Origin of the sequence: Helicobacter sp. MIT 05-5293, from assembly GCF_000765665.2 — a bacterium.
GTDB lineage: Bacteria > Campylobacterota > Campylobacteria > Campylobacterales > Helicobacteraceae > Helicobacter_C.
Genome location: NZ_JROZ02000001.1, coordinates 328,743 through 349,872 on the forward strand (window position 1 = coordinate 328,743; position 21,130 = coordinate 349,872).

General features: G+C 37.8%; 22 protein-coding genes. 4 read left to right on the forward strand and 18 right to left on the reverse strand.

The features are described 5' to 3' along the window. The 12 genes from atpG to LS68_RS01685 all read right to left on the reverse strand — a co-directional run bounded on the left by atpG (position 1) and on the right by LS68_RS01685 (position 10,380). The gene (gene atpG / locus LS68_RS01630; protein ID WP_034370372.1) at positions 1-897 is read right to left on the reverse strand and encodes an ATP synthase F1 subunit gamma; all 897 of its coding nucleotides are present in this window, start codon (positions 895-897) and stop codon (positions 1-3) included. 14 nt (positions 898-911) lie between these two features. Further along, the gene (gene atpA / locus LS68_RS01635) at positions 912-2,426 is read right to left on the reverse strand and encodes a F0F1 ATP synthase subunit alpha (RefSeq protein ID WP_034370367.1); all 1,515 of its coding nucleotides are present in this window, start codon (positions 2,424-2,426) and stop codon (positions 912-914) included. Positions 2,427-2,453: 27 nt separating this feature from the next. Next, entirely contained in the window at positions 2,454-2,987 is a 534-nt protein-coding gene (locus tag LS68_RS01640; protein WP_034370364.1) for a F0F1 ATP synthase subunit delta, read from the reverse strand. Beyond that, complete coding sequence (locus LS68_RS01645) at positions 2,987-3,502, reverse strand: F0F1 ATP synthase subunit B (protein WP_034370361.1); 516 nt, start codon at positions 3,500-3,502, stop codon at positions 2,987-2,989. The genes LS68_RS01640 and LS68_RS01645 overlap by 1 nt, the downstream gene beginning before the upstream one ends. 11 nt (positions 3,503-3,513) lie before the next feature. Then, entirely contained in the window at positions 3,514-3,939 is a 426-nt protein-coding gene (locus tag LS68_RS01650; RefSeq protein WP_034370358.1) for a FoF1 ATP synthase subunit B', read from the reverse strand. Between the two features lie 68 nt (positions 3,940-4,007). Next, entirely contained in the window at positions 4,008-4,883 is an 876-nt protein-coding gene (locus tag LS68_RS01655) for a ParB/RepB/Spo0J family partition protein (RefSeq protein ID WP_034370355.1), read from the reverse strand. A gap of 4 nt (positions 4,884-4,887) precedes the next feature. Beyond that, positions 4,888-5,673 carry an AAA family ATPase gene (locus tag LS68_RS01660; protein WP_034370352.1) on the reverse strand — a complete coding sequence of 262 codons (786 nt, stop codon included), beginning with the start codon at positions 5,671-5,673 and terminating at the stop codon, positions 4,888-4,890. A gap of 11 nt (positions 5,674-5,684) precedes the next feature. Continuing rightward, positions 5,685-6,338: a biotin--[acetyl-CoA-carboxylase] ligase gene (locus LS68_RS01665; RefSeq protein ID WP_034370349.1), complete on the reverse strand. Its 654-nt coding sequence runs from the start codon at positions 6,336-6,338 to the stop codon at positions 5,685-5,687. Continuing rightward, entirely contained in the window at positions 6,332-7,246 is a 915-nt protein-coding gene (fmt, locus tag LS68_RS01670) for a methionyl-tRNA formyltransferase (RefSeq protein WP_034371159.1), read from the reverse strand. The genes LS68_RS01665 and fmt overlap by 7 nt, the downstream gene beginning before the upstream one ends. Next, positions 7,243-8,046: a glutamate 5-kinase gene (gene proB, locus LS68_RS01675; protein WP_034370346.1), complete on the reverse strand. Its 804-nt coding sequence runs from the start codon at positions 8,044-8,046 to the stop codon at positions 7,243-7,245. Before proB ends, fmt begins: the two co-directional genes overlap by 4 nt. A 115-nt stretch (positions 8,047-8,161) precedes the next feature. Continuing rightward, positions 8,162-10,168 (reverse strand): FUSC family protein, encoded by a 2,007-nt coding sequence (locus tag LS68_RS01680; protein WP_034370343.1) that lies wholly within the window; start codon positions 10,166-10,168, stop codon positions 8,162-8,164. Between the two features lie 26 nt (positions 10,169-10,194). Continuing rightward, positions 10,195-10,380 (reverse strand): hypothetical protein, encoded by a 186-nt coding sequence (locus LS68_RS01685; RefSeq protein ID WP_052100213.1) that lies wholly within the window; start codon positions 10,378-10,380, stop codon positions 10,195-10,197. 149 nt (positions 10,381-10,529) lie between these two features. On the opposite strand from LS68_RS01685, the gene LS68_RS01690 reads away from it, so the two are divergent. From LS68_RS01690 to LS68_RS01705, 4 genes are all read left to right on the forward strand, one after another. Then, a complete protein-coding gene (locus LS68_RS01690) occupies positions 10,530-11,729 on the forward strand; it encodes an HD domain-containing protein (RefSeq protein ID WP_034370340.1) in 1,200 nt (399 codons plus the stop codon). Between the two features lie 41 nt (positions 11,730-11,770). Continuing rightward, positions 11,771-12,334: a type II CAAX endopeptidase family protein gene (locus LS68_RS01695; RefSeq protein ID WP_034370338.1), complete on the forward strand. Its 564-nt coding sequence runs from the start codon at positions 11,771-11,773 to the stop codon at positions 12,332-12,334. A gap of 69 nt (positions 12,335-12,403) precedes the next feature. Next, entirely contained in the window at positions 12,404-13,129 is a 726-nt protein-coding gene (gene kdsB, locus LS68_RS01700; RefSeq protein ID WP_034370334.1) for a 3-deoxy-manno-octulosonate cytidylyltransferase, read from the forward strand. A gap of 24 nt (positions 13,130-13,153) precedes the next feature. Continuing rightward, positions 13,154-14,530: an MATE family efflux transporter gene (locus LS68_RS01705; RefSeq protein WP_052100212.1), complete on the forward strand. Its 1,377-nt coding sequence runs from the start codon at positions 13,154-13,156 to the stop codon at positions 14,528-14,530. 33 nt (positions 14,531-14,563) lie between these two features. Here the strand turns inward: LS68_RS01705 and LS68_RS01710 are convergent, their stop codons facing one another. From LS68_RS01710 to napA, 6 genes are read right to left on the reverse strand one after another with little or no spacing between them, the layout of a single operon-like run. Beyond that, positions 14,564-14,926 (reverse strand): chaperone NapD, encoded by a 363-nt coding sequence (locus tag LS68_RS01710; protein ID WP_034370332.1) that lies wholly within the window; start codon positions 14,924-14,926, stop codon positions 14,564-14,566. Continuing rightward, on the reverse strand, positions 14,926-15,933 hold the full coding sequence (locus LS68_RS01715) for a nitrate reductase (protein WP_034370329.1): 1,008 nt from the start codon (positions 15,931-15,933) through the stop codon (positions 14,926-14,928). The genes LS68_RS01710 and LS68_RS01715 overlap by 1 nt, the downstream gene beginning before the upstream one ends. Further along, positions 15,930-16,469 (reverse strand): nitrate reductase cytochrome c-type subunit, encoded by a 540-nt coding sequence (locus LS68_RS01720; protein WP_034370326.1) that lies wholly within the window; start codon positions 16,467-16,469, stop codon positions 15,930-15,932. Before LS68_RS01720 ends, LS68_RS01715 begins: the two co-directional genes overlap by 4 nt. Next, on the reverse strand, positions 16,466-17,404 hold the full coding sequence (gene napH / locus LS68_RS01725) for a quinol dehydrogenase ferredoxin subunit NapH (RefSeq protein WP_034370323.1): 939 nt from the start codon (positions 17,402-17,404) through the stop codon (positions 16,466-16,468). Before napH ends, LS68_RS01720 begins: the two co-directional genes overlap by 4 nt. After that, the gene (gene napG, locus LS68_RS01730) at positions 17,404-18,243 is read right to left on the reverse strand and encodes a ferredoxin-type protein NapG (protein ID WP_034370321.1); all 840 of its coding nucleotides are present in this window, start codon (positions 18,241-18,243) and stop codon (positions 17,404-17,406) included. Before napG ends, napH begins: the two co-directional genes overlap by 1 nt. 16 nt (positions 18,244-18,259) lie before the next feature. Further along, complete coding sequence (gene napA, locus LS68_RS01735; protein ID WP_034370319.1) at positions 18,260-21,073, reverse strand: nitrate reductase catalytic subunit NapA; 2,814 nt, start codon at positions 21,071-21,073, stop codon at positions 18,260-18,262. Positions 21,074-21,130: the final 57 nt, after the last annotated feature.

A 21,130-nucleotide genomic window follows, 5' to 3' on the forward strand; every position in this document is an offset into this window, starting at 1 on the left:
TTATTTCATCGCTTCAACACCAGCATTAATCTCAACAAGTTCTGTTGTGATTGATGCTTGCCTAGCTTTATTATAAGAAATCGTCAAACTCCTGACTAATTCTCCAGCATTATCTGTTGCAGCATCCATTGCTTGGATTCTCGCACTATGCTCTGCCGCTAAAGAATCTACTAAGGCATAATACATATTATACTCAATATATTTTTTTGCCAATTCGTCTAGGATAATATCCTCATCATCTTCAGGTTCAATATTGAGAATCGAGGCATTATCATTTTGTGTGGGCGCATTAATTGTGAGGGGTAAAAGCGCCCGAGATTCTATTTCTTGTGTGATCATATTTTTGAATCCATTATGGACAATGATCACTTCATCAGTTGCACCATTGAGAAAATCTTCAACGATGCTTTCAATAAATTGAGCTGCTTTTTCGAATGTAGGCATTGAACTCATTCCTACAACTTTATCAAGAACCTCAATGTTATTAAAAGCAAAGAATGAGATACCCTTTTTGCCAATACCACGCAAACGAATCTTAATCCCTTTTTGCTTGTATTCTTGCATTAAGCGCATAACTTCTTTAATGGTTGCAGTATTAAATCCACCACACAAGCCTTTATCAGCTGTAATGAAAATAATGTCTATTTTTTTAATCTCTTTGTCTTTAGAATCGACAAAGTAACGACTATTGATACTATCCAGTCCCCTTAAACGAACTTTACTGATAATATCATCGAACATTGCATTAAGCTGCTTTGCATAAACTTTGGATCGTCTTGCTAGCTCTTCTGCTTTTTTGAGCTTAGAGCTAGAAACAAGCTTCATTGCTTTTGTTGTTTTTTGTGTGTTTTTAACACTTGTAATTTTTTTTCGAATATCTTTGAGGTTGCCACCCATAACAACTCCTTATTTTATGCTCCAAAATTTATTTTGAAATCTCCAAGAGCTTTTTCTAGCTCTGCTTCTATGTCTTTATCCAGTGCTTTTTTTGCACTAATTTCTTCAAAGAGTTTAGGATATTTTGCCTCTAAGAAAGGATACAATTCTGCTTCAAAATCAACAACTTTTTCTGCAGGAATACTGTCCAAATGCCCATGCGCTCCTGCATAAATGATAATAACTTGTTTCTCGATTCCTAAAGGAGAATAAGGAGGTTGTTTGAGAACTTCAACCATTCTTTGTCCTCTCTCAAGTTGTCTTCTACTTGATTCATCTAAGTCTGAAGCAAATTGTGAAAATGCCTGAAGCTCTCTAAATTGTGCAAGATCAAGTCTTAATGTTCCTGCTACTTGTTTTGTTGCTTTGATTTGTGCTGCACCACCCACTCGAGAAACAGAAAGACCAACATTGATAGCAGGTCGTATACCAGAATTGAATAGGTCGGTTTCCAAGAAGATTTGTCCATCTGTGATAGAAATAACGTTTGTGGGGATATACGCTGCCACATCACCTGCTTGAGTTTCGATGATAGGAAGAGCAGTAAGAGAGCCTGCACCTAATTCATCACTAAGTTTTGCAGCTCTTTCGAGAAGTCTTGAGTGTAGATAGAATACATCCCCTGGGAATGCTTCTCTTCCGGGGGGTCTTCTTAAGATAAGAGACATCTCTCGGTATGCTACAGCATGCTTACTCAAATCATCATAGATAATAAGCGCATGACGTGCATTGTCTCTAAAATATTCACCAATCGTTACCCCTGTATAAGGAGCTAGGAATTGCATTGCTGCTGAAAATGAAGCAGGTGCATTAATAACAACAGTGTATTCCATTGCTCCATGTTCTTCAAGTCTTCGGACAACTTGTGCAACTGTAGATTCTTTTTGTCCTATAGCGACATAAATACAAATTACATTTTGCCCTTTTTGATTGATGATAGTATCAACGGCAACGGTGGTTTTTCCTGTTTGTCGATCCCCAATAATAAGCTCTCTTTGTCCTCGACCAATAGGCACAAGCGCATCAATAGCCTTTATCCCTGTTTGTAATGGCTGATGGACAGATTTTCTTGCCATAATGCCCGGTGCTTTTTCCTCAACAAATCGGAATTCATTTGTATCAACTGATCCTTTACCATCAATAGGTTCGCCTAGTGTATTGAGCACTCGACCTACTACAGCGTCTCCTACAGGAACTTTCATAAGTTTTTTAAGACGTTTAACAGAAGTTCCTTCTTTAATTGTGCGTCCAGATCCAAGTACCACAACCCCAACACTACCTTCTTCAAGGTTAAATGCAAGTCCTGTATCTCCTGTATCAAATTCTACCATTTCATAATACATTACATTATTGAGCCCATAAACTTTGGCTACACCATCAGCATAAGTAATAACTTTACCTGTCTCACTAATGTCAATGTTTATTTCAAAATTCTCAATTCGCTCCTTGATGATTGAGCTAATTTCTTCCGACTTTAATTTTGTTGTCACTGGTCTCTCCTTATTTATAAGATAAAATTAAATGGCTTTGAGAATGTGATTCTTTAAATCACTCGCAAAGCGTTCTTTCGAAAATGCAACCTCAATACCTAAATCCTCTACACTTAATTTGATGCCATCTAAACCACTTAGTTCTTGTTTAATACTAAGTTTTACACCTAATTTATTTGCAAGTGAAGCTTGAATTTTTTGAAGTGTTCCACTATCAAGCTCTTCTTTGCTGACGAGTTTTGCCACATATTCTTTTTTGAGAGCAAGTATTCTCTTTTCTAATTCTAATGCGATGTGTGGAATGAGCAAAAGCCTACCTGAATGATTGAGGAGCTTAATAAAATTACAAATTTTTTGGTTTGATTGATCTAGGACACTTAAAATCAAACTCTCTTTTTGATTCTTGTTTAAAAAAGGAGAAGCAAGCAAATCATAGACTTTTTTATCCTTAAAAACAAGACTAAGATCTTTAAAGATTTGAAGATCGGCTTCTAATTCTGCGGAATCTTTGACTGATCGCATTAAAGCTTGGGTGTATTTTTTTGCAACGATACCATACATTATGAGATCCTTTTCGTAATGATATTGATGTAATCTTCCTTATTGAGCTGAACTTCTTCGCTTTGCATAAGCTCATTTAAGACTTCATTAACACTTTCTTGTGTTAGCCGTCTTTGCTCAAATTCTATACTTGCATCTAAAGAATGCTTAAGTAATTCTATATCTCTTTTGATTTGATCATTATATTTTTGCTCAATAAGATAAGCTTCTTGTTTAGCAGCATTGACAATGTCTTTTGCGCGTTTTTTACTTTCTTCTAGACGTTTGTTAGCACGCTCACTTTCTTTTTTTGCTTGTTGGAGATTGTCTTGAACAGCTTGAAGTTGGTCTGAAATAGCCAATCTACGCTTTGTAAAAATGCCTTTAATTGCATCAAAAGCAAAATACCACAAAATGGCAAGAAATATGACGAAGTTAATGACTCGTTGGATAAAATCACTTTCTTCTAAACTTCCTGATGCAAACATAAGCGATGGAATGCTTACGAGAATGAATAATCCTGCTATTTTTTTCATTAGTCAGCCCCCTAAATTTGTTTAAGCTTTGTTTTAAGCGATTCTCTAAAAAGCGGTAATTGAGCAATGAGATCACTACGAAGCTCTGCTTTTTGAGCTTGAAGCTCTTCTTTGTATTGAGCAAGCTTGGCTTCATTTTCTGCTTTTTTGCTATTTATTTTACTTTCATAAGTAGCTTTTGCTTCTTTTGTTGCTGCATCTAGTATTTGTGCTGCTTCTTTGCGAGCTTGTTGAAGATTCTCAGAGATTTCTTTTTCAATCTGGGAAATATCATTTTTATGCCCTTGTGTGCTTTCTAGGTCTCTCCGAATCGATTCATCTCTATTTTTCATAAAGGTAAACATAGGCTTGTAGAGCCATTGATTGAGGAGATAAATCAGAAGCATAAAGACAACAAAGACAAGTAACATTAAGTATGGATTAAGGGTAATACTCATTTTATTCCTCCTCTAAAGTCAAGTAATCTATTCTAGCAAGTTAAATTGTTTTTAACCTTAAATAAGAATTATTTTGAAATTTTTTTTATGAGGGTGGTAATTTCCGCATCATTTTCAAAATATATAGTGAGCTTTGGGGACGCAATTTGTGAAGTGATACCCAGTTTATCAAGCTTTTCTTGAAGAGAAAGTAGCAAATCTGTATCGATTTTTTCAATATAATCAGCTTGACTAATTTTAGATGAGTTTGGCGAACCTTTTTTGTTTTTAAGTTTTTTAATGAGATTTTCCGTATCCCGCACACTTAGTTTTTGCCCCATAATAGAATCTGTAATAAGTTTTTGCTCTTGTTCATCAAGAGTTACGAGCATTTTGGCGTGCCCCTGTGTAATTTTATTTTGATTCAGCAAATCTTTTGTTTCATCACTTAAGTTAAGCAAACGTAATGTATTGGTGATTTGAGCACGTGATTTTTTAATGCGTTTTGAGAGTTCTTCATGTGTAATACCGTATTCTTCTAAAAGTTCTTGATAAGAAAGTGCTAATTCAATTGCCCCTAAGTCTTCGCGTTGGATATTTTCAATAATAGCAAGCTCTCTTAAGCGTTTGAGATCAATATCTGCGACAATGGCTCTAATATTTGTTTTGCCTGCAAGTTTTGAGGCACGCAAACGCCTCTCTCCTGCGATAAGCACATAATCTCCACCGCCATTATCATAGACAATAATAGGTTGTAATAGCCCATGCTCTTGTATAGATTCTGCAAGCTCTTTGAGAGATTCGTCATCGAAGCTTTTTCTTGGTTGATAAGGATTTGCTTTAATGATGTCGATATTTAACTCTAAAACAAGTGATGAATCATCACTTAGGTTCTTTTCATAAGCTTCTTCTACTTCTCCTAATACTGCCCCGAGTCCCCTCCCTAAGGCTTTTTTCTTTGCCATTCGTTTATGCTCCTTGCAAAATCACTCTTGCAAGATTCTCATAAGCTATGCTACCATTTGACCGAATGTCATAGAGCAAAATAGGTTTGCCAAAACTCGGAGATTCTGCAAGTTTAACACTGCGAGGCACGATAATAAATTCATTTTCATCTTTAAAAAGCTCTTTGCTAAAATGCTGTGTGAGCTCTTCAAAAACTTGCCTTGAAAGGTTATTTTGTCCTGAATACATTGTCGGTAAAAAGCCCTTGATGCTAAGTCGAGGATTAATTGTGTCTTTTAAGATTCTGATTGTGTTTAAAAGTTGAGCTAAACCTTCAAGTGCAAAAAACTCACATTGGATAGGGATAATGACAGAATCTGCAGCCACAAGAGCATTGACCGTGAGTGATCCGAGTGCAGGAGGGGAATCAATAACGATAAAATCATATAAATCTTTAACTTCGCTGATTTTTTTACTCAAGAGTAACTCACGTCCTTTAGCATTATTTTTATTATAAAATTCTTTTTCAATACCTGCTAGTCCAATATTTGAAGGAGCAATATCAAGTAAAGGAATATCTGTTTTAAGAATGATTTCTGAAAGTTTTTTAGAACCTGTAAGGACATGATAAATATCAAATTCGACTTTATTGCGTCTTATACCAAAACTTGTTGTTGCATTTGCTTGCGGATCATAATCAATTACTAAAACTTTTTTATTTGCGGATGCCAAAAAAGCCGCCAGATTAACCGTAGTGGTAGTTTTACCTACACCACCTTTTTGATTTGCAATAGTTATAATCTCACACATTTGTTTCTCCATTATCTTAAACTATAAATTCTTTGTCCATTAAAATTCAGCGAGCCATCATCATTGAGAGATGTTTCCCTTAAGCAAACCCTTTGACCTTGAAAATGAAAGGTAAAAGTATTGTTGCGATAAAATTCTAGCTTATAAATACTAAAAATCTGCTTCCAAGAAGTATTTTTTTTGATGTTTTTTATATATTCTTCCAAGAATGCTTGTGGCTGTATTTTTTGGCTTACTTCCTCCTCTAATATCCCATAGGGACAATGTTTGTTGCTATAAAGATTAATACCAATCCCACAAACGAGGATATTTTGGACTTTTTGAGTGAGAATCCCACCGACTTTATTTTCTCCAATATATAAGTCATTAGGCCATTTTAACCACACTTGCGAACCCAAATTGGCGAGAGATTGCTGGAATATAAACCCAAAAAAAATCGAGCTTGATTCTACAGGAAGATCTTGAGGGAGCGTTTCAATATTCATGGCAAATGAAAATGTCAGAGCTTTGGCGACTTGATCCCATTTGTTTCCACGACTGCCTATTGCATCGCTTTGGTGTTTTGCAAGGATACAAAATGGCGGGGTAAGAGCGTTTGACTTGATTTGTTCGATAGCATAAGTTTGTGTAGAGGGTAGAGTATCAAATGTGTAGATTCTCAACATAGAATCTCCCCAATCTTCAAACGCTTGCCACATAAATATTCTACTGCACTAAGAGCCTTTTTCCCCTCTTGTTGTAATGTCTGAATCCGCAAACTTCCTTTGGCACAGCCTATTATAATACTATCAGATTCTATAGCGAGTATTTCTCCTTGTGTGTTTGAAGATGATGCCTCACATAGAGAAATATGAGAAAGCTTAAGTGTATAGCCTAAGGAAGAATGTATGAAAATATGGGGCCATACGCAATAGGCTAAGTATTTGTGATAAATTTCACAAGCGTTATCAAATGTTACACACCCATCATTTTTTTTGATTTTTTGACAATAAGTAGAATCTGCATCAATTTGTTTGAGGGCTTGGAGAGAAGAGAGATTTTTAAGCACTTTTAGAGCAAGTTTCCCTCCACTTTGAGCAAGTTCAAGAGACAATGTAGGAAAATCTTGATGTGTATTAGGCAGATAGCTATACCCGAGAATTTCTCCGCTATCAAGCTTTGGGCTGATATTCATTGCGGTGATACCAAAATAATCAGGTTGGTTGATAAGCATTTGTTGCAGCGGGCTTGCCCCACGCCATTGAGGTAAAAGTGAGGCGTGAATATTGATACAACAAGCAATATTTAAGAATCTTATAGGCAGGATTTTGCCATAAGCGACTACGAGAATCACATCAGGGGCTAGAGATTCTATTATTTTTATTGTGTCTTCGTCAATTTTAGTGGGTTGTAAAATTTTGATGCCTAATGCTTCAAAATGTTCTTTTGTGTGTGGTGGTTTGAGTTCACCCTTACGCCCAAAAGGTTTGTCAGGTTGGCATAAAAGCCCTACGATAGTAAAGCTATTGTCATGATAGATTCTCTCAAATATCGCTGTGGCAAATGCGGGTGTGCCTGCAAATAAAATTTTCATAGATTCCATATACCTTTCAAGCCTTGAGAATCTTTGGGGCAAAAAAGTGTGCCAGAAGTTTGTTTGTGTTCAAGTAAAAGATCTCGCACGATATGAAGTTTATGAGCATGACTTAAAAACATTGCGCTACCTTTTTGGAGTAAAAAATCAGCCGCCATAAGTTTGGTTACAATGCCTCCGGTGGCAAATTGTCCATGTGGTGTGTGTTGGGCTTCGAGGGTTTGTTGTGGGATATGATTGACAAGAGAGAGAATCTTTGCATCATCATATTGGTGTGGATTCTTATCAAAATACCCATCAATATCACTCAAAATAATCAGAAGTTTTGCGCCAAAGTAATACGCAATATACGCGCTCAAACGATCATTATCGCCAAAGACAATTTCACTAATTGCGATTGCATCATTTTCATTAATAATAGGTAAAACATTATTAGCAAGCAAAGCGTCAATCGTGCCTCGTGCGAAGTCTGTGCTTTTACGCGAATCAAAGTCGTGCCCTGCCAAAAGTAGCTGGGCAATGTGAATCTGATGAGATTCAAAAGATTTGCGATAACTTTCAATCAGCAAGGGCTGACCAATGCTCGCAAGGGCTTGTTTGTTTTGGAGCGTGTTTTTGTTAATACAAAGCTTTGTATGTCCGATAGCCACAGCTCCAGAGCTGACAAGTATGACATCATAATATTGGCGTAAGTCTTTAATCAAAGTAGCAAGTGCATTCATTTGATCAGTGTGAATGGTTGTGCCATCACAAAGCGTGGAGCTGCCTACTTTGAGGACGATTCTGTGTTTAGAGGACACGGCGTTTCCTTAGAATGATTTTAGAGGCTTTTGTGTTGTGCCTATTTTTAAGATTTGCGATTATACTCAAAGAATATGTAAAAAAAAATAAGCCGATGATTTTAGTCTGTGAATCTCAAATGCCTAGTTTATGATGCAAAATATCATAGAAGTGATTTTGAATGACAAAAACATCTAGCATAATAGGATACAGAGGCGTGTTTTTCAGCAAGAATCGCCCATCTTCATCAGTTTTGAAATAATAAGGCTTAGATTCTATCATTGCACACAGCATACTATAACGCACATGTAATGCTTTGAGGTCATTTTGCAAGAGGGTTTGATGATGAGGCTGATGAGTGATGAATTCTATAATGCGTTCATTCAAGATGAGATTCAGTGTTTTGAGCTGTTCAAAATCTTTTAAGAGATCATCAAAAGCAGTGATTAATAAAGGTGCGCAATGCTTTTCGTTTTTTGCCTGCAAGGTTAGATTCGAAAAGTCATTGATGCTTCTTGTGAGCTGATTTTGATACTCAAGTATTTGACTATCTGTCTCAAGATAGGGGAGGGATTGCGTGAGGAGATTGAGCTTTTCTAAACATTCTTTACATTTGGGTAAAATCTCATCAATACTATACGAAGGATAGAGAATCTTTGAAGTAAAAAAGGCAAACATCAAACCCAATAAAATATCACCGAATCGATACGCAATAAGCTGGACAAAATGTTGATCTACAAAAGAAAACATCACGACAAGCTCCAACATCGTGATACTTGTCCAAAGCATCAGCGGATAAGGTTTGAAATAAATCACTAAAAACAAATTGCACACGAACAATATGTAAATAAAAGTAGAATCTCCTAGAAATGTTACCAATCCAAATCCTAGCATCAGCCCTATCAAACTTCCAAATACAGAATCTTTCCCTGTATTTTCGATAAGTGTGATGTTAGGGTGCATCATACTTATCACGCCTAGAGCAATCCATGCGCCATGATCAATCTGAAAAAATTGTGCGACAAACATTGCCATACCCATCGCTCCGCTGTATCGCAGGGCGTAATGCAAGGGTTGGGGATTCTCACGGAGAGATTGTCTCATTTCGCTGAAACTTTTGCGTGGCGTGTTTTCTACAAAAGCTTTAGCTTCTTGATGCCCGATGCGTATGAAAGATTCGAGTTTGGAATAAAAGATTTTCAAGCCATTGACCCAAGTCCAATCGATTTTTTGTTCCACAGCTGCGATAAATACCGAGGTGTGCAAGGTTGGTTTTTTGCCGTAAAATATTGATGAGAGTTCTTTAAGGTTTGTAATCATTTCTTGTTGAATATGTTTTATGAGTTCGTGAGATTGTGGGGATTGTGATTCTAAAGAGTAGTGCATAGAATCAATCACATAATACATACTCTCAAGTTTGTAGAGATAAAATAAGGCTCGCTTATGGTTTTTAATCGAATGTGCATCTTTAATTTTCGCTCCTTGCGATGAGAGCTTTGCTTTGAGGAGAGAAATATGATTGAGAATCTGAATCTTGATAATGTCATAATCCTTGTGATTGCCAAGATTCTCACACATAATGCTTAATTCAAATAGCATTTGAACAAATTGTGTTTGGATAAATTTGCCGTATTGTCCAAATGAAATAAAGAGTCTGATACCGATAGCTACTCCTCCGCCGAGCATTGCAGCAAGTATGCAACGCCAAATCTCTACATCAGGGTGAGAAGTCGCATAAATATTCGCTACGAGTGCATTGACAAGTGTCATCGTAATGATTTTGGGGAGATCGTTGTTATAAAGGCTTGAAATGCCAATCAAAAAAGCCAAACACATAGTGGGAAGTATAAGCCACAAACTGCCTTCCCAAATGCTAAATAAGGGTATCATAGCACAAACGCAAACGACAAAAAGCACGAGATATTTTCCGTCCATATCTTTGTTGCTTGCAAAGCCATTGAGGAAAAAGATATACATTGCCATCATTACCGACCAAATGACGACAGGAGAGCCTAATAGAAAATAGCTTAGCCCCCCGCTGATACACACAGCAATCATTGCTTTGCATGCGTAAATCAGGCTAAAGAATCCGGGATCATAAACATAGAAAAATCGTTTGAGTAAAAAATTAATCCCTTTCACCCTTGTTTCACTTTTAAAAATCCGTTTTATTTTTTATAGTAATGTCCTTTTGCTTCTACGCATTGTTGAGTGCAGCTTGTGCCTTTACAGATGGTTTGGCATTCGAGCGTTTGAAAATTTCCAACAGGCTGTTTTTGTGTCCCACAAGCACTTAACACAATCAATAAAGTTGCGCTTAAAAGCAAAGCAATTGTCTGAAAATGTTTCATCATTATACTCCTTTCCTTTAATGATAGTGTAATCTAAGCATTTTTGATACCAAAAGCAATACTCTTGCAATGCCTTTTAGATTCTGTAAGCCAAAATGAGTTAAGCTTTTGATATTTCTAAGAAATGATTAAATTATATTCAAGGATTGGATATGTCGATAATTCCCCCCCAACTCAAACCGAGTTTGCTTAAGAAAATTTTTGTTGCTGCAAGTATCCGCCGATGGAATGACCAAGCTACGCCGGTGGAGTTTGTCGAGCTTGATAAACAAGCGCATAAAATTGTGATTGCCTATATTCTTGCAAAATATGAAGAAAATCAGGGCAAAAGTGTGGATTGGGAAGCTTTGATTCTGCAGTTTTGCTTTGAGTTTTTTGAACGCATTGTTTTGACTGATATTAAGCCTCCCGTGTTTCATCAACTTCGACATTCTCATAATAAAGAGCTTGTTGAGTTTGTATGCGCTCAATTAGAAAATGATTTAGGTTCGTATGTATTTTTTCCTCAAATGAAAGAATATCTCTTAAGCACTAAGAGTAATCTTGAAAAGGAGATTCTCAAAGCTTCGCATTATTATGCTTCTAAATGGGAGTTTGATATTATTTATCATTTTAACCCCTATATGTATGATGTCCAAAATATCCGCAATATCATTAATAAGCAAGTCGAGGAGCATTATCATCTCGCAGGTATGCAGCAAATTATGCTGTATGAAGATGTGCGGGAGCTTATCACGATGTTTGGGCAGCTAAGATTCCAAAAGCGTTGGAGTCAAACGCCTAGAGTTCCAGCGACTTCTGTTTTAGGGCATACGCTTATTGTAGCCTTGAGCGCGTATTTAGTGAGCTTTGATATAGGCTGTTGTAAAAAAATGCGTATCAATCACTTCCTTTGTGGGCTTTTTCATGATTTACCTGAAATCCTCACGCGTGATATTATCTCGCCGATTAAACGCAGTGTGAAAGGGCTTGATAAGCTCATTAAAGATATTGAAAAAGAGGCGGTGGATAAAAAGATTCTCTCCATTGTCCCGCCCAATATTAAAGAAGATATTGTGTATTTTACAGAAAATGAATTTGCCAATCGTTATATGATAGAACATTTTATTTATAATGCTAAGAGTGGCGAGGAATTGATGGAGCAATATAATTGTGATGAATATAATAGTATTTATGGAGAGTTTTTGAAAATATTTGATTATTTGAGTGCGTTTTTAGAAGCGAGAATCTCAATCTCTCATGGAATCTCAAGCGATGATTTGGTTAATGGTGCAGAAGACATTTATCAAAAATGCGCTCATAAAGTGATCAATAATATCGATATAGGCAAACTTTTTAGAGATTTTAAGTGAGAATAAATAATTGTGCAAATACTTACTTTAGAGGTCTGATAATGCAGCAATGTAGATTGATTCTCATACAATTAGGGCTTTCTTTTTGTCTATTGTTTTTTGCTGGGGCGGTGTATTATTTTATGGTGTTTCAGCCAAGCGGGGAATTTGTGGGATTCTATCCTTTTGATTTTGGGATTAGGAGCTTGTCGTGGCTCTTGGTGGGATTCTTGATTGCTTTATTGATCGTGTGGTGTTTTTTGACATTTTTGCCTCGTCAAAAACTCTATGATGAAAATGTTTTAGCATTTTCGCAAAGTATTTTTCTATGGTTTGCGCTGCCTTTTTTCTTTCTGAATGCTTTAAGTGAAGAGATGCTTTTTCGAGGAGCTTTGCAGTATCAATGGGGGATTCTTATCGCGACTATTGCTTTTACCCTTGTGCATTTCTCGTATTATAAAAAGCCTTTTATGTTGCTGCAAGTTTTTGCACAAGGTTTGCTTTTGGCATTTCTCTATGAGATGAGTGAATCTTTGTGGGTGTGCATACTTTGCCATACAGGGGTTAATTGTCTATTGATTTACCTTATCAAAAAGAAATATATAAGATATAAAGACCAAGAATAGCAACGATAAGAAAACGCGAGTTGTGTTATACTTTCAAGCAAAAATTGCGTTTTGCAAGAGGAGTAAAAGATGATTATTATCCCCGCACGCTTAGAATCGACACGATTCCCTAATAAAGTCTTATGTGATATAGGTGGATTGCCTATGGTGGTGCGCACAGCACTGAATGCAAAAAAGGTCGATGATGTCATTGTGGCATGTGATGATGCACGCATACAAGAAGTGTGCAAGGCGCACAAGATAGAATCTATACTCACAAGTAAGCAGCACACAAGTGGGACTGATCGATGCGCACAAGCTTGCGAAGAGTTGAGATTGGCAGATTCTGAAATTATTATCAATGTCCAAGCCGATGAGCCGTTTTTAGAATCTGAAGTGATAAAAACTTTGCAAAATCTTATGAAAAAGAGCGGGGCGTTTATGGGGAGTTTGGCAAAAGTGATTGATAAAACACAGATCAATGATACAAATCTCGTCAAAGTCGTGTTAAATGCACACAATGAGGCGATTTATTTTTCGCGCTTAGGCATTCCTTTTTGTCGTGATGAAAGTAGTGCGGCTATCGTGGATAAAAATCCATATTTAGGACATTTGGGAATCTATGGATTCAGTGCGCGAAGTTTGATTGAGTTTTGTCGCCTGCCTAAAAGCCCTTTGGAAGATATTGAAAAGCTTGAGCAACTAAGGGCAATTTATCATCGCAAAACGATTGCTATGGCGATTGTGCAAACCCAAAGCGTGGGGATTGATACACCAGATGATCGTGAGAGGGCAGTAAAGCTTTTTCTATCATAATAAATCTTAAGTGAGGTTGATATTATGAGCGGAATGAATGCTCAAAAAGTTGATTTGGGCAAAGATTCTATTTATCGGTTGTTTTTTTATTTTTTTATCCCTAACCTTTGTGCGATGTTGGCACTCTCGACTTATTCGACCGTTGATGGAATCTTTGTGGGTAAAAAATTAGGTGAAGATGCCTTAGCAGCTATCGGGCTGTGTTGGCCTGTATTTCCTGCAATCATTGCTTTTGAGCTACTTTTCGGATTGGGTGCAGCATCAATCGCATCATATTTTTTAGGCAAAGGGCAAGATCATCGTGCAAGGCTGATGTTTAGCTCGGTCTTTTATTTTGCAACAAGTAGCAGTGTGATTATCGGTGGAATCCTGTTTGTCTTTGTCGAAGATGTGGCTTTAGCATTGGGTGCAAGTGAATCTACCTTGCCTCTCGTGGTTGTGTATTTGCGTGTGATTTTTAGTGGGGCGGTGATCATGGTGCTCCACCCTTTGCTTGATGTGTTTGTGATTAATGATAGACGTCCGATTCTCGCAATGGTAGCGATGATCATCGGATCGGTATCAAATATCATTTTGAATTATTTATTTTTGTTTGTTTTTGAAATGGGTATTTCTGGCTCGGCTCTTGCCACGGTTTTGGGGCATATGTTTGGAATGTGTATTTTGCTTAGTCATTTTGTGATGAAATCCGGCAAAGTGTATCTCGTCAAACGATTTTCGTTTAATGCTGTTCTTGCTTCTGCAAAAAATGGTATCCCTCAAAGCATTTCAGAGTTGAGTGTGGCATTTGTAATGATTGTATTTAATCACACCTTAAAGGGGCTTGCTGATACTGAAGAGCTTAAGGTGAGCTATTTGGCGATGTATAGTATTATTATGTATGTGGGTGTGGTTTGTTTTACAATTTTGCTTTCTTGTGCGCAAGGAGTTCAGCCAATCGCAAGTTTTAATTATGGTGCGAAACAAAACAATCGCGTGCGACATATTTATCTTTTTGGCGTGGGGTTTGCTACGATAATAGGTATAGTGGTTTATGTGTTGTTTATGAGTGTGGATACGCATTTGGTAAAGTTGTTTTTAAAACAAGGACAAGAGGGTATCTTAGAATCTACACTTGATGCGATGAGTGTTTATTTTGTGGGCTATATTTTGTTGGGATTTAACATCGTGAGTGCAATATTTTTTCAATCCATTCAACGCCCTAGAAGCTCTTTTATTATCACGATTTCTTATAATCTGATATTTGTTTGTATTTTGCTTTATGTGCTAAGCCATTTTTATGGATTGAGGGGTGTGTGGCTCGCCTATCCGCTTTCTTTGGTGTGTTCAAGTTTGGTAGCACTTGGCGTGGTGATTTATGAATATCGCTTTGGTGCACTTGCTAAAGGAAAACACAGCTGATGATTATGCGGGATTTTATAAATTCTATCAAGATTAGTGTTTTTTGGTTTTGCCCATGAGGTGCGCAATTGATCCAGCATAAATAATATTTTCAGTAGGGATAGAGGTATTGTTAAGAAATTCACACACACCTTCTTCATTAGTTTTGATTTGAGCATTGATTTCATCTTCTTGATACGCATAGTGCATATTTGCGCTGATTACTCCCTCAAGGTTTTCCAAACAACGATTGATAGCGATTTCTTCTTCTGTATTGGGGGCTTCAATCACGACAATAAGATGATGGGTGGATTTGTCTTCAAGGTAAATTTCACACCCTTGTATTTCATTGATAATATTTTTGACAGATTCAAAGTGATTTTCGTGCGTTTTAACGACAATGCTTGATATATTCATTATTTATCCTTTGTGAGATGAGGTTTGAGATGCCAAATGATAAGCTGTTGATTATCGCTCCCTGAAATAAGCGTGTATTCGTCAATAAAAACAAGCGTATTGATAAGGGAAGTCGAGCCTTTTAGTGTCAGAATCTCCGCTAGATTCTCTAAATCCACAATCCCGATGTCATTTTGTTCATTCTTGCTGTATGCGCCTAATGTGGCATTTGGGGAAATGCCTACTGCATAAATAAGAAAATCACTCTTGATTGCTTGAGCATTTTGAAGACTAAAATGCGGTGTAGGCTTAAAGGTATAAATTGCCATTTGCCGATCTTGTCCTGCAGTGAGAATCTTATCACGGGCAGAAGCAATTTGGTAGTTGTTGTCTTTGTTGATAGAATCAATCCTTGAAAGTGTGTTGCCATTTTTGACATCAAGCACATTAACGACACCAGATTCATCGGTGCTAAAAATAAACGATTCATTAAGGGACATATCCGAAAATCCTGCTGTGCTAGGGTGAGACAGATATAAAAAACTTTGCGTAGAGAGGTCAAATACTCCGATTTCGTTACTCAAAAAACCTACAAGTAGATGTTTGGCATCTAAAGCAAGAATCTTTTTGGGAGATAGAGGTGTTTCATAAATGATTGAAGGCAGAATCTCCTCTGCAAGATTGATATACACAATCGATTTTTTGCCTTTGGAGGATTCACTAAGGACGAAAAGATTTTGACCATCAAAGGTGGTAATATGAAAAACTTGAGGAGCTCTTTCATCGCCAAAATAATCTTTAATCATTGGAAGCGTGATTGTGCGAATCTTTCGTGCTTTGTGAGAAATATCTAGCTCAAAAATTTCAATATGACCGGTGGCATTACCCACAAAAAAGCGATTTTTAAATACGCTAATATGAGTAATAATGCCCTCTATAGGGATATTTTGTTGCTCTGTGGAAGACAAAATATAAGATTTTGCCCACAGAGGCAGTATTAAGAATAAACAAAGAGCAATTGCTCTCACTTCACGCCCTCATTGAGAATATCAAGAAGATTTGATTGGCTTTTGCTTGATTGATCTCTAAAGTCAGGTGTAAAAGTATTGGTAATGAGTGGGAGTGCATTAGTCTGTGGAGTATGACAAAGCACACAATTAAATCGTGCATTTGCAACTTCGCCAAGTGATTTGTTGAGACGCAAATCATAAGTGTGTGAGCTAGGAACGGCAATCGCACCGACATCGGCTGCAATCGCAGGATCATGACAAGCAAGACACTGATTATCGTCTTTTGTGATAGGCAGCATTCCCTCTACGCTGTGTGAAATCATCGGAGGAGCATTTTCAAATGAGCGTTCAATGCGCTCACTTTCGCCAGCAGCTGAAGAAATATACTCATAGTCAAGCAATTTGACATCTTTTTCATCTTGGAGGTCGACTTTTCTAAGTCCTATGTCGCTATCACGCACACTTTCGGATTGGCTTTGAGTGTTAGAATCTGAACACGCAAATAAAACAAACCCTAGAGAAACTATTAAAATACCTTTCAACCATCTTTTCATTTTGACTCCTTTTTTAAAAAGTTATAAATTCCAAAATTCAGTGCATCATCATTGCACGCCTCAATACATCTTCCACAACGAATACAAGCCATAGACATAAGCGCACCACTTTGTTTGCTAATAGGTTTTAGCACTTCTGGTTCGGGACAAACTCGCACACATTCCATACATTTTGTGCAACGCGAATGTGTGTGTTTGACGCGCAAAAGGGCAAACTTCCCGATTAAAGCATACATTGCGCCAAGCGGACAAATATGCCCACAAAAACCATTTTTAAGCAGCAGTAAATCAAACAAAAATATTGCTAAAAGCGCAAATATGCCAAAGCCCATACCAAAAACAATACCACGATGAGCCATTGAAATAGGGCTAAGAATCTCAAATGCACCCACTCCAAAGATAAAGCTTAGGACAAGCACTAGAGCGAGAATCACAAAGCGTGTATAGCGAGAGAGAAAAAACTTGCGTTGCGCGGTGTTTAATCCGAGTTTAGCGCGTAAAAAATGAGCTAAATCCGTGATGAGATTAATAGGACACACAAAGGCACAATAAGCTCTTCCTAAAAATACACCATAAATGATGATTACAAGCAAAGCTCCTAAAACAATATCAAAAGCCAAACCACCTCCAGCAAGAAAGATTTGCATCACACTCAAAGGATCACTTAGGCTAAAAGCTCCACCAAACCAACGAGAATGGCTAAGATTGCCTTGTGCAAACCAGCTTGTAAAACTTGCTTCCTTTGCTACAACAGAGCTAGAATCACCGATTAAATGCTCAATATTACCGCTAAATACACCCACAGAATCCATATTTTGGACATTTTTAATCGTAGCAATAGAATAATTACCCAGAATAAAAATGGCTAAAATGGCACATTGTGTGAATCTTCGCACGATTAAGTATTTGTATTTGGATAGTTTAGATAGCTTCATCACAAATCTCCCAAAGAGCTATTGAGATAATCTAAGCTTTGCAAAGGTGTATCATTGGATTTTTTAGGTGCATCTTTTTTGATGTCAAACAAACGATTTTCATCGGTTTTGTCCCAACCTTTAATATAATTTGTCCCCATTTTGCCAAGAGCGACATTGCGAGGAAATACAATAATCGTTGGTAATTCTGTTACGCAAGCTTTTTCGCACATACCACAACCCGTGCAATAATCGCTATCCACGACAGGAAGCAAGAATCCATGCTTACCTGTGCGTTCATTGCGTTTATATTCTAGCTTGATGGCTTGATCTATCAAGGGACACGCACGATAGCACGCATCACATTGAATCCCTGCATACGCTACGCAATGTTTAGAATCTACGATTGCTACGCCCATTGTCGCATTATTGATATTCGCCTCTGTATAGGTTTGCTCTTCTATTTGGGCTTTTTTAGGGCGAAATAAACGCTCTAAAGAAAGTGCTTGTGTCGGGCAAATGCTTGCACAGGGAATTTCTTTACACATATAGCAAGGCACTTTGCGCGCTTCAAAAAAGGGCGTGCCTATGACAGCAGGATCGCTAGGAGTAGCGAGTTTAAGTGTATAGAACGGACAAGCTTCTACGCAAAGCCCACATTTGATACAGCTTGCGACAAATTCTTCATCGTTTTTGCTTGCACCCGGCGGACGCAAAATCATACCATTACCTGCTTTAGCGACATTGATATAAGCTCCCCAAATCAATGCACCAAATAAGGCAAAACCAGCATTTTGCCCTATCTTGACAAGTGCTTCGCGTCTTTGAGGGTTAAATTGGTTAGGAGTTTTGTTTGACACATTTTTCCCTTTTTAACTATGCTTTATAAACTTTAACTGCACATTTTTTGAAGTCAGTTTGCTTTGAAATCGGACAAGTCGCATCAAGGCAAACTTTATTGATAAATACATTTTCATCAAACCAAGGCACATAAATAAGCCCTTTTGGAGGACGATTGCGCCCACGCAAGTCAAGCTTTGCTTTCACTTTGCCTCGTCTGGATTCTATCCATACGGCTTGATTTTGCTCAAAGTTATATGCTTTAGCATCTTCTGGGTGCATATAGCAGAGTGCTTCAGGCACAGCGCGATAAAGTTCAGGCACACGCATTGTCATTGTGCCGCTATGCCAATGTTCCAAAACTCTTCCTGTGCAAAGCCATAATGGGTATTGTTTATCAGGCATTTCGCAAGGGTCCATATAAGGGCGTAAGAAAATCTTTGCTTTGTTGTCAATACTCATTTTTTCTTCGCTTGGAGCGTTCAAAGATCCAGCAGGCATACTTTTGCCTTGATTCCCATAGAAAGCGAAAGCCTTGCCATTGCCAAGTTTTTGAGCGTAGAAATCATATTTTGCATTGAATCTCCATTGTGTTTCTTTACCATTGACTACAGGCCAACGCAAACCTCTTACGCGGTGATAAGTATCAAAATCAGCCAAATCGTGCGCGTGTCCTACGCCAAATTTACGATATTCTTCCCAAAGATATTTATGGACAAAGAATCCATAGCCTTTGAATGGTTGTCCATTTTCACCCTCGACATTACGATAATCTCCAAATACTTCGGTGTTGAATTGGTTTTTAAGCATCGCATCATCACTACCAAAAGCTTTTGCGCTTTGGTTTGCAAATAAAACATCAAAAAGTGTATCGTCTTCTTTGTAGCCCATAGCTTTAGCAGATTCTAAAACAGGTTTAAGATCAAGTTCGGGATATTCTTTATTCCATACCTCACTTAGTTTGAAACGTTTGGAGAATTCCATCATTTGCCAAATATCCGTCATTGCTTCGCCCGGAGCGACAACTTGCTGTTTCCAATGTTGTGTTCTTCGCTCGGCATTGCCATAAGCTCCCCATTTTTCATAAATCATTGCAGTAGGCAAAATCAAATCCGCGACTTTAGCACTCACACCCGGATAACACTCGCTTACCACGATAAAATTATCCAACTCTCTTGCTGCAGCAATCCAATGATTTGCATTAGCAGTATTTTGCCATGGATTATTGACATGCACCCATGCCCATTTCACTTTAGAATCTTCTAAGTCTCGCATAATTTTTAGGAAAGGCGCACCGATTTTACCATTGAGTGTGCCAGCGGGTAGATTCCATATCGTTTCTGTAATCTCTCGGTGTTTGGGATTTGCCACAAGCATATCGGCAGGAAGTCTGTGTGCAAATGTCCCGACTTCTCTTGCTGTCCCGCACGCGCTTGGTTGTCCTGTGAGCGAAAATGCTCCATTACCGGGTTGAGCTTGTTTGCCTAAAAGCATATGCACCATATAGCTTTGCTCATTGACCCATGTCCCTCTTTGATGCTGATTCATACCCATTGTCCAGAAGCTTACAATTTTGCGATTTTTGTCAATATAATAATCAGCAAGGGCTTGAAGTTTTTGTTTGAAAGATTCTATACTTTCATCGGGATTGCCTTTGGCAAGATTAGCTACAAAATCAAGTGTGTAGGGTTCTAAACCTTTTTTGAAGTCTTCAAAACTGATGCCCCAATGGTTGCCAGCTGCTCCAGCTTTGTCCATTTTCATCATATCACCGCTTTTGATGCCAAGATATTGCAAGGTGATACCCTCATCATCACTGACTTTTTTTTCAACTTCTTTAGCGACAATTTCTTTTTCTTCAGGCTTGAATTTAGGGTGGTTAGGATTATTTCGCATACCATAGCCAATATTAACAAAACCCGTGCTAAAGACGCAATTGTCTTGCACAAATTTTGTATCGACTGCATTGCGTTTAATGATCTCACGCGCAATATAGTTCCAAATCGCAAGATCAGTGTGAGGCTTAAAAATAATTTCAATATCTGCCAAATCCGAAGTTCTATTTGTATAGGTAGAAAGATTAATGATTTTGACATTGTTATTGCTAAGCTTTCTGTCTGTTACGCGACTCCAAAGCACAGGGTGCATTTCAGCCATATTCGCTCCCCAAGTAACGATGGTATCAGTGAGTTCGATGTCATCATAGCAACCTGCAGGTTCATCAATACCAAAAGTTTCTATGAATGCAACCACCGCACTTGCCATACAATGTCGTGCATTAGGATCGATATTATTACTTCTGAATCCTCCTTTGATGAGTTTGACAGCCGCATAACCTTCTTGCACGGTGTATTGTCCAGAGCCAAATACGCCAATACCGGTTGGTCCAAGCTCATTGTAGGCTTTTTTGAAATGTTTTTCCATTTCATCGAATGCTCTTTTCCAGCTTACGGGCGCAAATTTTCCTTTTTTGTCAAATTCTCCTTGACTATTAACGCGCAAAAGTGGTTTAGTGAGGCGGTCTGCTCCATACATAATCTTGGCACAAAAATAACCCTTGATGCAATTAAGCCCTCGATTGACAGGTGCTTCAGGATCACCTTTAATCGCAACGATTTTGCTTTGTCCATTGGCATCTTTTTGTGTAGCTATCATAATACCACAGCCTGTCCCACAGAATCTACATACACTTTTATCCCATTTCCATTGTTTTTGTGCGTCTTGTGCTTGAGCACTCATCATACTCGGTATGCTCAAACCAACACTTGCTGCCGCTGAAGCTGCCGCTGCACTTTTTAGAAATTCACGGCGTGAGAGAGTAGGCTCTTTGCCTTCCATTTTAATTGTCATAATACCTCCTAGATACAGAATCAGCTTTTACATTCGAAATTCTCATTTTCAAATGAT